Below are 14,030 nucleotides of genomic sequence, written 5' to 3'. Positions count from 1 at the left end.
CGTCGCCCCCGTCGTCCCGGAAGCGGCCGCGAGCACCGACACCGCCGCGCCGCCCCCGGTCGACCAGGTCGACCTGGCCGCCGTGCAGGCCCAGCTGGGCCGTACGCCCCGCGGCGTGCGCCAGGTCGCGCACCGCTGCCCGTGCGGCAACCCGGATGTGGTGGAGACCGCGCCGCGGCTGCCCGACGGCACGCCGTTCCCGACGCTGTTCTACCTGACCTGCCCGAAGGCGGCCTCGGCGATCGGCACCCTGGAGGCCTCCGGTCTCATGAGGGAGATGACCGAGCGCCTGAAGACCGACCCGGAGTTGGCCGCCGCCTACCGGGCCGCCGACGACGACTACCGGACCCGGCGCGACGCCATCGAGGTGCTGGACGGCTTCCCGACCGCCGGCGGCATGCCGGACCGGGTGAAGTGCCTGCACGTCCTGATCGGCCACGCCCTGGCCGCCGGCCCCGGGGTGAACCCGCTGGGCGACGAAGCGCTGGCGCTGCTGCCGGAGTGGTGGAAGGCCGGACCCTGTGTGGAACCGGGTGCATAGCGGAACATGAACGACATGACCAAGCGCGTCGCCGCGATCGACTGCGGCACCAACTCCATCAGGCTGTTGATCGCGGACGTTCACCAGAAGACCGGTAAAACCGATGACGTGGTGCGCGAGATGCGCATCGTGCGCCTCGGCGAGGGCGTGGACGCCACCGGCCGGCTGGCCCCGGCCGCGCTGGAACGCACCTTCGCCGCCTGCCTGGAGTACCAGGACCTGATCGAGCGGCACAGCGGCGGCACGCCGATCCCGCTGCGCTTCGTCGCCACCAGCGCCACCCGCGACGCCGAGAACCGGCGGGAGTTCGTCCAGGGCGTGAAGGGCATCCTGGGCGTCGAGCCGTATGTGGCCAGCGGCGACGAGGAGGCCCGGTTCTCCTTCGCCGGCGCCACCACCGAACTGCCGCACGACCGGCACCAGGCGCCCTACCTGGTCATCGACATCGGCGGCGGCTCCACGGAGTTCGTGCTCGGCGACGGCGAGCGCGGGGTGATCGCGGCCCGCAGCGTCGACATGGGCTCGGTGCGGATGTACGAGCGGCACCTGAAGAGCTCCGGGGTCGCGACCCAGGCCCAGGTCAAAGCCGCGCGCGCGGACATCGGGAAGCTGATCGACCGAGCCGCCGAGGCGGTGCCGCTGGACGAGGCCCGCACCCTGGTCGGCCTGGCCGGCACGGTGACCACGCTCGGCGCGGTCGCGCTGGACCTGGCCGAGTACGACTCCTCCCGCGTCCACCTGTCGCATCTCTCGCTCGGCCGGATCCGGGACCTCACCGACCGGCTGCTGGGCCTGACCGCCGAGCAGCGCAAGGCGGTCCCGGCGATCCACCCCGGCCGCGCCGACGTGATCGGCGCCGGAGCGCTCATCCTGCTGGCGATCATGGAGCGGGTGGCGTCCAGCCTGACCGTGCCGGAAGTCGTGGTCAGCGAGCGGGACATCCTGGACGGGATCGCCGCGAGCATCGCCTGACCTGCGAAGTGCATCCGAAGGCCGCTGTCACTGCATACCTCCTTGTGACAGCGGCCTTCGGGCTCACACACGAGGGAAGCGGGTCGGGGTGGACCGGGCGATCAGGGACCAGGCTGGAAGCCCCCGGCCGCGACCGGGACCCCGGCCGACCCGGCGACCGCGGACGGCCAGGCCATCGCCTGGATCCTGCGGGACGACCTGCGCAAGACCGGGTCCGGCTCGGCGTCCGGGTTCGGCGGCGGCGCCGAACCCCCCGGCAGCAACGCGAACACCACCTTGACCTGGAGCACGCCGCAGGGGAAGACCAGGTTCTCGGTCTCGGTGAACAAGAGTGAGTTGGACGGCCAGGGCCTGCAATCGACCTGCAATCCAATGTACGAAGTCGACTACTGCGCGGCGGGCAAGCTCTCCGACGGGACGATCGTCTACGTCGTCCACGGCACGGGTGAGCCGGCCAACGGCCCGATGACGCACAACGACTCGATCACCATCGAACGGCCGGACCACCTCCAGATCAACGTCGTGGAGTGGAGCAGCGGCCCGCTGACCGACGACCAGCTCTACGCGATCGTGTCGGACCCGCGCTGGGCGCTGAAGATGGACCAGTCCTTCATCGCGCAGGCGGACCAGCAGATCCGGCCGTTCGGGAACTGAGCCCGGGGGCGGGGGCGGGAACGGGCCGGGAACCATCGGGAAACGCCGCTCGTATTACCCGGGCGGCGTTTTCTTCTACACTTCGTCGAACGCATTCTTCTACGCGACGTCGAATGTGTCTCAGTACCTGACACTGTGTCTGAGCAGCTGTAATGTTCCTCACAATGTGACCAGCGTCACCGGCACATCTGGCGCCAAATGCGCCCAAATCTTCCCGCCGACATCTGCCGTTAACACCCGTCGCACCGGGCACGCTCTGAACGTCTCTACGCTTGAAAAGTAAGAAGATCGAGCGTCGAGACGGCGGCCTTGGACTAGGCGGCGGAGGCGAGCATCAAGTGGGCAAGGCGAGCGGGAACGGCAAGGCGATCCCTCGGATTCTGATCGTTGGCGGCGGGTACGTCGGGATGTACACGGCGCACCGCGTCCTCAAGAAGCTCGGCAAGGACGAAGCGCTGGTCACGGTCGTCGACCCGCGTTCGTACATGACCTACCAGCCGTTCCTGCCGGAAGCGGCGGCCGGCTCCCTGTCCCCGCGGCACGTCGTGGTGCCGCTGCGCTCGGTGCTCAAGCGCGCCGAGGTGCTCACCGCCCGGGTCACCGACATCGACCACGAGCGCAAGGTCGCCTCGATCGAGCCGATCGCCGGCGACCCCTACGAGCTGGAGTTCGACCAGGTGGTGATCGCGGTCGGCTCGATCGCGCGCACCCTGCCGATCCCCGGGCTGGCCGAGAACGGCATCGGCTTCAAGCAGATCGAAGAGGCCATAGCGCTGCGCAACCACGTCCTGGGCCAGATGGACATCGCGGCCACCACCAAGGACGAGAAGATCCGCCGCCGCGCGCTCACCTTCGTCTTCATCGGCGGCGGCTTCGCCGGCATCGAGGCGATCGCCGAGCTGGAGGACATGGCCCGCGACGCGTGCAAGATCTACCCCAACATCGAGCCCGAGGACATGCGCTGGGTGATGGTCGAGGGCTCCGGTCGGATCCTGCCCGAGGTGCGGCCGGCGCTCGGCGAGTACACCGTGCACGAGCTGGAGAAGCGCGGAATCCAGGTCAAGCTGAACACCTTCCTGGAGTCCTGCGTCAACCGCCGGGTGCAGCTCTCGGACGGCACCAAGATGGTGGCCTCCACGATCGTGTGGACGGCCGGCGTCAAGCCGAACCCGGTGGTGCAGAAGTTCGGCGTCCCGCTGGGCGAGCGCGGCCACGTCAAGGCCGACCCGACCCTGCTGGTCGAGGGCTTCACCAACGTCTGGGCGGCCGGCGACGGCGCGCAGGTCCCGGACCTGGCCAACCCCGGCAAGTGGTGCTCCCCGTCGGCGCAGCACGCGGTCCGGCAGGCCAAGCAGCTGGCGGACAACGTGGTGGCGGCCGTCCGCGGCTTCGAGCCCCGCGAGTACAAGCACAAGCACGTCGGCTCGGTGGCCTCCCTCGGCCTGCACAAGGGCGTCGCCGACGTCTACAACATCCGGCTGCGCGGCTGGCCGGCCTGGTTCATGCACCGCACCTACCACATGAGCCGGGTCCCCACCTTCAACCGCAAGATCCGCGTCATCGCCGACTGGACCCTGGCCCTGTTCTTCCGCCGCGAGGCCGTCGGCCTGGGCTCCATCGAGCGCCCGCGCGACGAGTTCGCCGAGGCCGCGGGCGACCAGCGCAAGGCAGCCTGAGGCCCACCGCTCGGTTTCGGTTCGGAGCCCGTCGGAGCTTTTGCTCCGGCGGGCTTCGGGGTTTTCGCTCGCGGGACATCCACCGTGTCGGAGCGGTTCAGGTGACCATCCCACGGCACACTGAGATCGCCGAGCTCTTAGCCGAGAAGATCATCAAGGAGGCGAGTCAATGACCAGTCCGGCGGCCCCCGAGACCTACCGTGCCATCGCCGAACTGGATGGTGACTGGTGGGTCGTCACCGTCCCCGATCTGCGCGGCGTGTACACCCAAGGCCGAACCTACGAGCAGGCGCGGGCCATGGCTCGGGACGCGATCGCGACGATGCTCGGCGTCGCGGCGGACCGGGTCGCCGTCACGATGGACGTCCGCCTCCCCGGCCACGCCGAGGACTCGATAGACGAAGTCTCACAAGCGCGCGCGGCCCGCGACGCCGCGGCCGCGGCCGAACAGCGGACGTTGCGGGAGTCCGCGCGCCGGCTCAAGGCCGCCGGCGTCAAAGTGGTCGACGCGGCGGCCCTGTTGGGCATCAGCAAACAGCGCGTATACCAGCTCCTCACAGACAGCTGACGTCCACCCGCCCGTTGAGACGATGCTTAGCAACGCGAACCTCTCAGCGGTACCCTCGCTCCCGTGAGCAGGGAATCCGAACCCCGCCTCGACCCGCCGGTCCATCAGCTCCCGGACAAGGTGGTCGGCGTCGTGCTGTTGACGCACGGCGGCAAAGAGGTTTCGCATCAGGCGCCGCGGCGGCGGGGCGGGCCGGTGACCCGGGTGCGGATGATCGCGCGCGCCGTGGCCCCGATGCTGGCCGGGCGCGGGGTGGCGGTGCACACGATGTGCTTCCGGTATCAGGGGTGGAACGGGGCCGAGAGCGCGCCGGTGCCGGATGTGCGGTGGGCGGTCGCGCGGCTGGCCGAGCGGTACGGCGGCGTGCCGTCGGTGCTGGCCGGGCACTCGCTCGGCGGGCGGGCCGTGGTGAACGCCGCGGACGCGCCCGGGGTGGTCGGCGTGCTGGGGTTGGCGCCCTGGCTGCCGGCGGAGGAGCCGACCGCGCAGCTGGCCGGGCGGCGTCTGCTGCTCGCGCACGGGACCCGCGATCACGTCACGTCACCGCGCTCGTCCTTCGAGTACGCCGCGCGCGCCCGGGCCGAGGGCCACGACGTGGCGCGGATCGTCCTGCCGGGCTCCGGCCACACTCTTCTTTCCCGCGCCCGGGATTGGAATCGGCTGGTCCTGGCGTTCAGCCATACATGCCTGTTCGATCAGAACGGCGCCGCGGACGGGGCCGGAGCCCGGCCGCCCCGCTACGCCGACGTGATCGCCGAGGCCTTCCAAGCGGCCGCGCCCGAGGGCTTACAACGGGTCCTGACCCCCGCCGGGCGAGTCCGCGCTTAACGATCAAGAGCGTGTTACGTTACTGAAGGCGTTCAGAGACAGATCACCATCTCGGAGCGAGAACCATGACGCACCCGCCGATCCCGCTGATCGACACCGCCCGCTGGCCGGACCTGGCCCGGGTCCCGGACCGTCCGGTCCGGGCGCGCATAGCGCGCCGCCTTTTCACCCACGCACTCAAGGAAATCCCGGTGACCGTGGTCGCCCCGAACGGGCTGGCCCTGGCCGGCGCCGGGGTGCCCGGAGGCGGCGGCCCCGTGCTGCGCGTCCGGCGGCCGAAGGAGTTCCTGAACCGGCTGGGCGCCGACGGCCTGATCGGCTTCGGCGAGGCCTATCAGACCGGCGCCTGGGACACCGCCACCGGCGACGAGCTGGTGGCCCTGCTGGCCGAACTGGCCTCCCGGCTGGAGGGCCTGATCCCCAAGCCGCTCCAGAAGCTGCGCGGGCTGGCGGCCGACCACATCCCGCGCGAGCACGAGGGCGACGAGCGCGGGGCGCGGCACAACGCGCACGCGCACTACGACTTGTCCAATGAAATGTTCGAGGCCTTCCTCGACCCCTCGATGACCTACTCCTCGGCGCTGTTCGACCCGGTCGCGGACGCCGACGGCGCCGGCGACCTGCACGCCGCCCAGCTCCGCAAGATCGACGCGATGCTGGACGCGGCCGGGGTCCGCAAGGGCACGCGGGTGCTGGAGATCGGCTCCGGCTGGGGTTCGCTGGCGATCAAGGCGGCCGGCGAGCGCGGCGCCACGGTGCTGACCGTGACCCTTTCGGAGGAACAGCGGGAACTGGCCCGCAGGCGCATCGCCGCGGCCGGCCTGTCCGACCGGATCGAGGTGCGCCTGGCCGACTACCGCGAGGTGGCCGAGGAACGGCTGTTCGACGCGGTGGTCTCGGTGGAGATGATCGAGGCGGTCGGCCGCCGCTATCTGCCGGACTACTTCCAGGCCATCGAGCGCAATCTGGCCCCCGGCGGGCGGGTCGCGATCCAGGCCATCACCATGGCGCACCACCGGATGATCGCCACCCAGGACTCGTACTCCTGGATCCACAAGTACATCTTCCCCGGCGGCCTGATCCCGTCGATCCCCGAACTCGACTACGCCGCCGACACCGCGGGGCTGCGGCTGGCCGCCCGCCGCGACTTCGGCCTGGACTACGCCCGCACCCTGCGCGCGTGGCGGCACCGGTTCGAGGAGCAGTGGCCGCGGGTCGCCGCGCTCGGCTTCGACGAGGTGTTCCGCCGGACCTGGCGGTTCTACCTGGCCTACTGCGAGGCCGGATTCTCCTCGGGCTACATCGGGGTCTCGCAGTTGGCCTACACCAGACGCTGAGCCGGGCAACCCAACCGTCCCCGACTTCCGTATAACTCCTGCCAGCGCAGGTACAGGAAGAGGTGGGGATGGACAGGTCCTACGAGGCGGAGTTCGCCGAACTCGTCGCCGCCAAAGGCGGAGCGCTCCGGCGCACCGCCTACTTGATGTCCGGAGACTGGCACCTGGCAGAGGACCTGGTGCAGACCGTATTCGTCAAGGTCCATCTGCACTGGCGCCGGATCCGGCGCCAGGACTCCTTCGACGCCTACCTGCGCACAACGCTCTTTCACGCCTACCTCGACACCCGCCGCCTGAAGTGGCGGCGGGAGACCCCGGCGGAGTACCTGCCGGATCTCGAGGCGCCGGGCACCGAGCCCAGCGAGGACCGCGACGTACTGGTCGCGGCGCTGCGCCGGATCCCGCCCCGGCAGCGTGCGGTCCTGGTCCTGCGCTACTGGGAGGACCTGAGCGTGCAGGAGACGGCCGGGATCTTGGGGTGCGCCGCGGGCACCGTCAAGAGCCAGGCCGCCAAGGGACTCGCCGCACTGCGCCCGCTCCTGGCGGGCACGGTCTTCGAGTCCGCGCCAGCAGAACACTGATCTCGATATGAGGGACGATCCCGTGACAGATCTAGAAATCCAAGAGGACGACTGGGCCCGCGGTGTCTTCGACCGTGTGCGGACCGGTCAGCAGGAACCACACTGGGTCCCCGACGCCGTGGCCGCGGCCGGCGTGAGCGCCGGCCGACGGACGCGGCTCCGGCTGAGCGGCACCCTGGCCGCGGCAGCGATCGTGGGGATCTCGGCGACGGCTTTCACCAGCCTCGGCGGCGGGTCAGGCGGCGGAGGAGGCGGAACCCTTTCGTCGGCGTCCGGCGGGCCGTCCCCCACGTACTCGAACCTCACCGACTACCTCACCCTTTCGCGGACATACAGCACCGGTGCCAGCCGGTCCGACCCCCAGATGTACCCGGCGGCCGCCGCCACCACGATCGACCACATCCTGCTCGGTCTGGATCCGACCCGGGCGCGGATCCAGGCCGAGGGCGGCTCTGGTCCCTTCGTCGTCGGCGCACTGCCGGCCGGCGTCCACGCCGTGGAGATCGGCGGCACCGGCTACTGGGTTCCGCGGGGCGTCACCAAGCCACCGCTGCTCGGACCCGATTCCGACCCGTCGAAGCCGGTGGGGATGGTGACCATCAAACTGCTGAACCCACAGGTCGGGCCCGGCACTCCGGCGCCGACCGCGCCGTGCGGCCTGGGCGGCGGGCTGTTCGAGACGGCGCCCGACGCGGCCCCGAAAGACTGGTCACCCTGTGAGAAGCAGCGCCAGAGCGACGGCTCGTTCATCGAGACGACGCACTCGCTGGATGCGGGCGCCGAGTCGATGACGGTGGCCGCCCGGACCTTTCCCAACGGTTCGACGGTTGTGGTCGCCGCTGCCCCGGCCATCGTCTACGACCACGGCGCGCCGGTTCCGATGCTGAGCCTGCCGAAGGGACCGGATTACGTCCCCGGCGCCGCGCTGAAGCCGGTGCCGTGGACCGCCGCCACCCTCGCCGCCGCCCTGAGCGGTCCGGATGTCAAGGGCCTGTCGTAACACAACCCAACCGAGGCTCACAGGCGTCTTATAGATGACCGGCTCAGGCCGGCAGCGGTCCCGAACGTTCCCCCCGGCTCGGGACCGCACCTGTGTGCCCGGGCCGGGTCGCTTGCTCCCTCAGCCCTTATAAGCCCGCAGAGCCAACAGCGCCAGGTCATCCCGCGTCCCGGAGTCCCCGAAGTCCACGACCGCCTGCCGCACCCGCGCCACCACCCCCGGCGCGGTCATCCCCGAGCAGCCGGACAGCGCCGCGGCCACGCCCTCATCGCCCAGCATCTGCCGGCCGTTGCGGCGTTCGCTGGCGCCGTCGGTGTAGACCAGCAGCACCTCGCCGACGCCGAGTTCGACGTCCTCGGCGTACAGCGTCGGATCGGGCAGGACGCCGAGCAGCGCTTGCGGGTTCGCGGCGGCGCGGACGCTGCCGTCCTGGCGCAGGATCAGCGGCAGCGGGTGGCCGGCGCAGACCATCACCAGCTGCGCCGAGCCGTCGGGGCGGGGTTCGACCTCGCCGTACAGCAGGGTGATGAACCGCCCGGCGTCGCCGGCCAGTTCGCCCTCTTCCAGGACCGCCTGGTTCAGCCGTTCGACCACCGAGACCGGCGAGCGGCCCTCGCGGGCCAGCAGCCGCAGCGAGTGCCGGGCCAGGCCGGTCAGCGCGGCGGCCTCCGGGCCGGTGCCGCAGACGTCGCCGACCGCGAAGCCCCAGACCTTCCGGCTGATCGGGAACACGTCGTAGAAGTCGCCGCCGACGTGCACGCCGTCGCTGTTGGAGGCGGCCTCGTAGACCACGCCGATGTCCAGGCCGCCGACCGTGGGCAGCGAGGGCGGCAGCAGCGAGCGTTGCAGCCCCCGGATGATCTCCACCTGTTCGGCGTACTGCCGGGCGTTGTCCAGCGCCGCCGCGATCCGGGCCGCCAACTCCACCGCCAGCGGCAGTGTGGGCCCGGCGAAACCGCCCTTGCCGGGGCCGCCCAGGACCAGGGTGCCCAGCGACACGCCGCGCGCGATGAGCGGGATCGGCAGCGCCTGGCCGTAGGGGGAGGCCACCGGCACCGGCCAGTCGTTCTGGCCGATCCCCGGGATGTGAGCCCTGCCACTGTCGCCGGGCAGCGGCGGTTGCCAGTCCTTCAGCGCCACGCCCAAGGCGTCCAACCTGCGCTCTTCCCGGTGCCAAATGTGTTCCGGCGTCCATCGGGATGACACGTTCGAGTGATCCGCGGCGGGATAGATTGCCACCCAGTCGGCCAGCCTGGGCACGATGAGCTGGGCGGCCAGGGCCGCGAGGCGGCGCCGGTCCAGGGTGCCGGTGAGCAGTTCGCCGGCTTGGGAAAGCAAGGTGAGCCGGACCGCTTCTTCGGGGCGGTCTCGGGGAAGAGACGTACGGGGGGTGCGCTGGGCCATCGCCTTCGAGCCTAACCCGGCCGGGGCGTCTGCGCGGGCTAATCGTATGGTTCATCCGTTTCCGCCCGAACGATCTGCCAGACTGTGTCAGAACGAGAGAACACCGGGCGGCAGCCGCCGCACGTCGGGTGACTCCACGAGCACGCCAGAGTCATTCAGCGTCGCGCACCCGGTGCAGGCCGCCGCCCACGTCAAGGAGGCGCGGTGATGACGCTGCAATCGGATGCCAGGGCGGACGCCGAGCTGGACCGCCAGCTCGGAGCGATCCTGGAGGTGGCCCAGGCGGTGGCCCGAGGCGACCTGTCGCGCAAGATCGCGCTGTCCGGGGACATCGTCGACGGCCCGGTGGCCGAACTCGCCCAGACCATCGACGCGATGGTCGGCCAGCTGTCCGGGTTCGCCTCCGAAGTGATCCGGGTGGCCCGTGAGCTGGGCACCGAGGGCCGCCTCGGCGGCCAGGCCACGGTTCCGCACGCCGAGGGGATCTGGCGCGACATCACCGACTCGGTGAACTCCGCGGCCCGCAACCTGACGGCTCAGGTCCGGGACATAGCGGGAGTGACCACCGCGGTGGCACAGGGCGACCTGACCCAGAAGATCACCGTCGAGGTGGCCGGTGAGATGCTGGAGCTGAAGGACACCATCAACACGATGGTGGACCAGCTCTCGGGGTTCGCCGACGAGGTCACCCGGGTGTCGCTGGAGGTCGGCACCGAGGGCCGGCTGGGCGGCCAGGCCCGGGTCCCCGGCGTGGCCGGCACCTGGAAGGACCTCACCGACTCGGTGAACTCCATGGCCGACAACCTGACCACCCAGGTGCGCAACATCGCCCAGGTGGCCACAGCCGTGGCCTCCGGCGACCTGACGCAGACCATCACCGTCGACGCCCGCGGCGAGATCCTGGAACTGAAGACCACGCTGAACAAGATGGTGGACCGGCTCGGCACCTTCGCCGACGAGGTCACCCGCGTCGCCCGCGAGGTCGGCACCGAGGGCAAACTGGGCGGGCAGGCCACGGTGCGCGGCGTGGCCGGCACCTGGAAGGACCTCACCGACAACGTCAACGCGATGGCGAACAACCTGACCAGCCAGGTCCGCAACATCGCGCAGGTGACCACCGCGGTCGCGAACGGCGACCTGACCCGGCGGATCGACGTCGAGGCGCGCGGGGAGATCCTGGAGCTGAAGACCACGCTGAACACCATGGTCGACCGGCTCTCGGCGTTCGCCTCCGAGGTCACCCGCGTCGCCCGCGAGGTCGGCACCGAGGGCAAGCTCGGCGGCCAGGCCACGGTCGAGGACGTCTCGGGGACCTGGCAGCGCCTCACCGAGTCGGTGAACGAACTCGCCTCCAACCTGACCACCCAGGTCCGGGCGATCGCCGAGGTGGCCACCGCGGTCACCGCCGGCGACCTGACCCGGCTGATCACGGTCGAGACCAAGGGCGAGGTCGCCGATCTGAAGAACAACATCAACCAGATGATCGGCAACCTGCGCGAGACCACGCGCCGGAACGACCAGCAGGACTGGCTGAACACCAACCTGGCCCGGATGAGCGGCATGATGCAGGGCCAGCGCGACCTGGACGCGGTCTCCGCGATGATCATGAGCGAGCTGACCCCGCTGGTGAACGCCCAGTACGGGGCCTTCTACCTGGCCCGCAAGGAATCCGGCGCGAAGGTGCTGAACCTGATCGCGTCCTACGGCGTGGACCGCGAGTCCCCCGACGTCACCTCGCGCTTCCGGCTGGGCCAGGGCCTGGTCGGCCAGGCCGCGGTGGAACGCAAGCCGATCATGATCCAGCACGCCCCGGTGGACTACATCCGCATCTCCTCCGGCCTGGGCTCGGCGCCGCCGTCCTCGGTCGCGGTGCTGCCGGTGCTGTTCGAGAACGAGGTCATGGCGGTCATCGAGCTGGCCAGCTTCCACAGCTTCGACGAGGTGCACCGGGCGCTGCTGGAGTCGCTGATGGAGATGGTCGGCGTCACGGTCAACACCATCACCGCCAACACCCGCACCGAGGAACTGCTCGGGGAGTCCCGCCGGCTGGCCGACGAACTCAAGGCCCGTACCGACGAGCTACAGAACCAGCAGAAGGAACTGCGGCGTTCCAACGCCGAACTGGAGGAGAAGGCCGAGCTGCTGGCCCGGCAGAACCAGGACATCGAGGTCAAGAACTCCGAGATCGAACAGGCGCGGCAGGAACTGGAGGAGCGGGCGAACCAGCTCACCATGTCCTCGCGCTACAAGTCCGAGTTCCTGGCGAACATGTCGCACGAGCTGCGCACCCCGCTGAACAGCCTGCTGATCCTGGCCCGGTTGATGGCCGACAACGCCGAGGGCAACCTGACCGAACGGCAGGTGGAGTACGCCGAGACCATCCACGGCGCGGGCAGCGACCTGCTCCAGCTGATCAACGACATCCTGGACCTGAGCAAGATCGAGGCCGGCCGGATGGACGTGCAGCCGGCCCGGATAGCGGTCAGCCAGCTGGTGGACTACGTCGAGGCGACGTTCCGCCCGCAGACCGAACAGAAGGGCCTGGAGCTGCGGGTGCGCGTCCACCCCTCGGTCCCGGCGCACCTGTTCACCGACGAGCAGCGGTTGCAGCAGGTCCTTCGCAACCTGCTGTCGAACTCGGTGAAGTTCACCGAGACCGGGCACGTGGAGCTGGTCGTGGACACCGCCGACGACATCCTGTTGGGCGGCCCGGAGGACAGCAACGAGGTCTCGCTGGGACGCGCGGTGTCCTTCGCCGTGTCCGACACCGGCATCGGCATCGTGGACGACAAGATCCAGACCGTCTTCGAGGCCTTCCAACAGGAGGACGGCACCACCTCCCGCCGCTACGGCGGCACCGGCCTGGGCCTGTCCATCAGCCGGGAGATCGCCAAGCTCCTCGGCGGCGGCATCCGCGCCGAGAGCCAACGCGGCCGGGGCTCGACCTTCACCCTGTTCCTGCCCCACGCGGTGGGCCCGGAGGGCGGCGCGGTCTTCGGCAGCACGGCCAGCCTGGGCTACGGCACCAGCCCGATCCCGGCCGCGATCCTGGCCGCCGAACCGTCCCCGACCCTGCCGCTGATCCCTGTACAGGGCCCGCACCCGGACCTCTACCTGCCCTCTACAGAGCTCTACGCAGCCGGCTCAGACATCACCTTCGACGGCGAGAAGATCCTCATCGTCGACGACGACATCCGCAACGTCTTCGCCCTCACCTCGGTCCTGGAACAGCACGGCTGCTCGGTCCTGAACGCCGAGAACGGCCGCGCGGGCCTGGAGGCCCTGGAACGCGCGGACGACGTGGCGCTGGTCCTGATGGACGTGATGATGCCGGAGATGGACGGCTACGCCACGATGGCCGCGATCCGCGAGATCGACCGCTACAAGAACCTGCCCATCATCGCGCTGACCGCCAAGGCCATGCGCGGCGACCGCGAGAAGTCCATCGAGGCCGGGGCGTCGGACTACGTCACCAAACCCGTGGACACCCCGCACCTGCTGACCGTCATGCGAGGCTGGCTCGACGCCGAGACCGGCGTCCAGCCCACGGCAGGAGGGCCCACCCCGTGAACGACACGCACCGCGCCTCGGCCCCGTCCGGCGCCGACATCAAGATCCTGCTGGTCGACGACCGCCCGGAGAACCTGCTGGCGCTGGAGTCGATCCTGGGATCCCTGGGCCACGAACTGATCACCGCCTCCTCCGGCGAACAGGCCCTGCGCGCGGTGCTGCGCGAGGACTTCGCGGTGATCCTGCTGGACGTCCGCATGCCCGGCATGGACGGCTTCGAGGTCGCGGCGCACGTCCGCCTGCGCGAACGCTCCCGCGACACCCCGATCATCTTCCTGACCGCGGCCGGCGACGGCCCGCACCAGACACTGCGCGGCTACGCCGCCGGCGCCGCGGACTACCTGACGAAGCCCTTCGACCCGTGGGTCCTGCGCGCGAAGGTCGGCGTGTTCGCGGAGCTGCACCGCAAGAACCGCCAGCTGAAGGAGCAGGCGGAGATGCTGCGCGAGCAGGCCGGCGTCACCCCGCGGATGCTGGACGAGTTGTCGAACCGGCTCGGCGCGATCGAGGGCACCCTGGCGCTGCTGATCGACCAGAACGGACGCGAGGGACCGGTCGGGCGGCTGGAACGGCGGGTGCTGCGGATGCGGGCGGCTTTGGACGCGGTGCGGATTTAAGGCTTCGCCCGTAAAGCCTTACGCCGCCTCAAGAATCAAGATCCCACCGGCGATCGTCAGCGCGGCGAGGATCCGATACCGCCCGAACGGCTCGCGCAGGAACACCGATCCCAGTGCCGCGCCGAAGATCACGCTGGTCTCGCGCAGCGCCGACACGGCCGCGAGCGCGCCGCGGGTCTGGGCCCACAACACGAGTCCGTAAGCCAGCAGCGACAGCGCTCCAGCCACCACCCCGCGCACCACGTCACCGCGGCTCAGCCTGGCCAGCGCCACGCGCAGCCC

General features: G+C 70.4%; 14 protein-coding genes. 11 read left to right on the top strand and 3 right to left on the bottom strand.

All coding sequences use genetic code 11. The features are described 5' to 3' along the window. The first annotated feature begins 73 nt into the window (after positions 1-73). Both IZR01_RS41310 and IZR01_RS41305 read left to right on the top strand, forming a co-directional pair. Positions 74-541 carry a DUF501 domain-containing protein gene (locus tag IZR01_RS41310; protein ID WP_194927017.1) on the top strand — a complete coding sequence of 156 codons (468 nt, stop codon included), beginning with the start codon at positions 74-76 and terminating at the stop codon, positions 539-541. A 15-nt stretch (positions 542-556) separates the two neighbouring features. Continuing rightward, positions 557-1,513, top strand: a complete 957-nt coding sequence (locus IZR01_RS41305) for a Ppx/GppA phosphatase family protein (RefSeq protein ID WP_194896525.1) — start codon at positions 557-559, stop codon at positions 1,511-1,513. Between the two features lie 101 nt (positions 1,514-1,614). Here IZR01_RS41305 and IZR01_RS41300 read toward each other — a convergent pair whose 3' ends face one another. Continuing rightward, on the bottom strand, positions 1,615-1,842 hold the full coding sequence (locus IZR01_RS41300; RefSeq protein WP_194927016.1) for a hypothetical protein: 228 nt from the start codon (positions 1,840-1,842) through the stop codon (positions 1,615-1,617). On the opposite strand from IZR01_RS41300, the gene IZR01_RS41295 reads away from it, so the two are divergent. From IZR01_RS41295 to IZR01_RS41265, 7 genes are all read left to right on the top strand, one after another. Continuing rightward, on the top strand, positions 1,835-2,167 hold the full coding sequence (locus IZR01_RS41295) for a hypothetical protein (RefSeq protein ID WP_194927015.1): 333 nt from the start codon (positions 1,835-1,837) through the stop codon (positions 2,165-2,167). The genes IZR01_RS41300 and IZR01_RS41295 overlap by 8 nt on opposite strands. A 338-nt stretch (positions 2,168-2,505) precedes the next feature. Continuing rightward, on the top strand, positions 2,506-3,843 hold the full coding sequence (locus IZR01_RS41290) for an NAD(P)/FAD-dependent oxidoreductase (protein WP_194896522.1): 1,338 nt from the start codon (positions 2,506-2,508) through the stop codon (positions 3,841-3,843). Positions 3,844-4,012: 169 nt separating this feature from the next. Continuing rightward, positions 4,013-4,411, top strand: a complete 399-nt coding sequence (locus tag IZR01_RS41285) for a type II toxin-antitoxin system HicB family antitoxin (protein ID WP_194927014.1) — start codon at positions 4,013-4,015, stop codon at positions 4,409-4,411. A 63-nt stretch (positions 4,412-4,474) separates the two neighbouring features. Next, positions 4,475-5,239, top strand: coding sequence for an alpha/beta hydrolase (locus tag IZR01_RS41280; RefSeq protein WP_194896520.1), 765 nt, complete (start codon positions 4,475-4,477; stop codon positions 5,237-5,239). Positions 5,240-5,304: 65 nt separating this feature from the next. Then, on the top strand, positions 5,305-6,576 hold the full coding sequence (locus IZR01_RS41275) for an SAM-dependent methyltransferase (protein WP_194896519.1): 1,272 nt from the start codon (positions 5,305-5,307) through the stop codon (positions 6,574-6,576). A 68-nt stretch (positions 6,577-6,644) separates the two neighbouring features. After that, the gene (locus tag IZR01_RS41270; protein WP_194896518.1) at positions 6,645-7,157 is read left to right on the top strand and encodes a SigE family RNA polymerase sigma factor; all 513 of its coding nucleotides are present in this window, start codon (positions 6,645-6,647) and stop codon (positions 7,155-7,157) included. A gap of 22 nt (positions 7,158-7,179) precedes the next feature. Next, a complete protein-coding gene (locus IZR01_RS41265; protein ID WP_194927013.1) occupies positions 7,180-8,157 on the top strand; it encodes a hypothetical protein in 978 nt (325 codons plus the stop codon). Between the two features lie 120 nt (positions 8,158-8,277). On the opposite strand, the gene IZR01_RS41260 is transcribed toward IZR01_RS41265, so the two are convergent. Further along, complete coding sequence (locus IZR01_RS41260) at positions 8,278-9,561, bottom strand: PP2C family protein-serine/threonine phosphatase (RefSeq protein ID WP_194896516.1); 1,284 nt, start codon at positions 9,559-9,561, stop codon at positions 8,278-8,280. 204 nt (positions 9,562-9,765) lie between these two features. On the opposite strand from IZR01_RS41260, the gene IZR01_RS41255 reads away from it, so the two are divergent. Beyond that, a complete protein-coding gene (locus tag IZR01_RS41255) occupies positions 9,766-13,131 on the top strand; it encodes a HAMP domain-containing protein (protein WP_438939717.1) in 3,366 nt (1,121 codons plus the stop codon). Beyond that, positions 13,128-13,748 carry a response regulator gene (locus IZR01_RS41250; RefSeq protein ID WP_194896514.1) on the top strand — a complete coding sequence of 207 codons (621 nt, stop codon included), beginning with the start codon at positions 13,128-13,130 and terminating at the stop codon, positions 13,746-13,748. The genes IZR01_RS41255 and IZR01_RS41250 overlap by 4 nt, the downstream gene beginning before the upstream one ends. A gap of 18 nt (positions 13,749-13,766) precedes the next feature. Here the strand turns inward: IZR01_RS41250 and IZR01_RS41245 are convergent. Next, positions 13,767-14,030 (bottom strand): EamA family transporter (locus IZR01_RS41245; protein ID WP_194927012.1); only part of this gene is annotated, 264 nt, incomplete at its 5' end.

This window comes from Catenulispora pinisilvae (genome assembly GCF_015356865.1).
Taxonomy (GTDB): Bacteria; Actinomycetota; Actinomycetes; order Streptomycetales; family Catenulisporaceae; genus Catenulispora; species Catenulispora pinisilvae.
The sequence above is the reverse complement of the archived record's forward strand: the minus strand, read 5'-3'. Positions and strand labels throughout refer to the sequence as shown.

Excerpts from the sequence above, each read along its gene's own strand:
- IZR01_RS41305 (WP_194896525.1), top strand. The coding sequence starts at position 557 with ATGACCAAGCGCGTCGCCGCGATCGACTGCGGCACCAACTCCATCAGG.
- IZR01_RS41285 (WP_194927014.1), top strand. The coding sequence starts at position 4,013 with ATGACCAGTCCGGCGGCCCCCGAGACCTACCGTGCCATCGCCGAACTG.
- IZR01_RS41275 (WP_194896519.1), top strand. The coding sequence starts at position 5,305 with ATGACGCACCCGCCGATCCCGCTGATCGACACCGCCCGCTGGCCGGAC.
- IZR01_RS41270 (WP_194896518.1), top strand. The coding sequence starts at position 6,645 with ATGGACAGGTCCTACGAGGCGGAGTTCGCCGAACTCGTCGCCGCCAAA.
- IZR01_RS41260 (WP_194896516.1), bottom strand. The coding sequence starts at position 9,561 with ATGGCCCAGCGCACCCCCCGTACGTCTCTTCCCCGAGACCGCCCCGAA.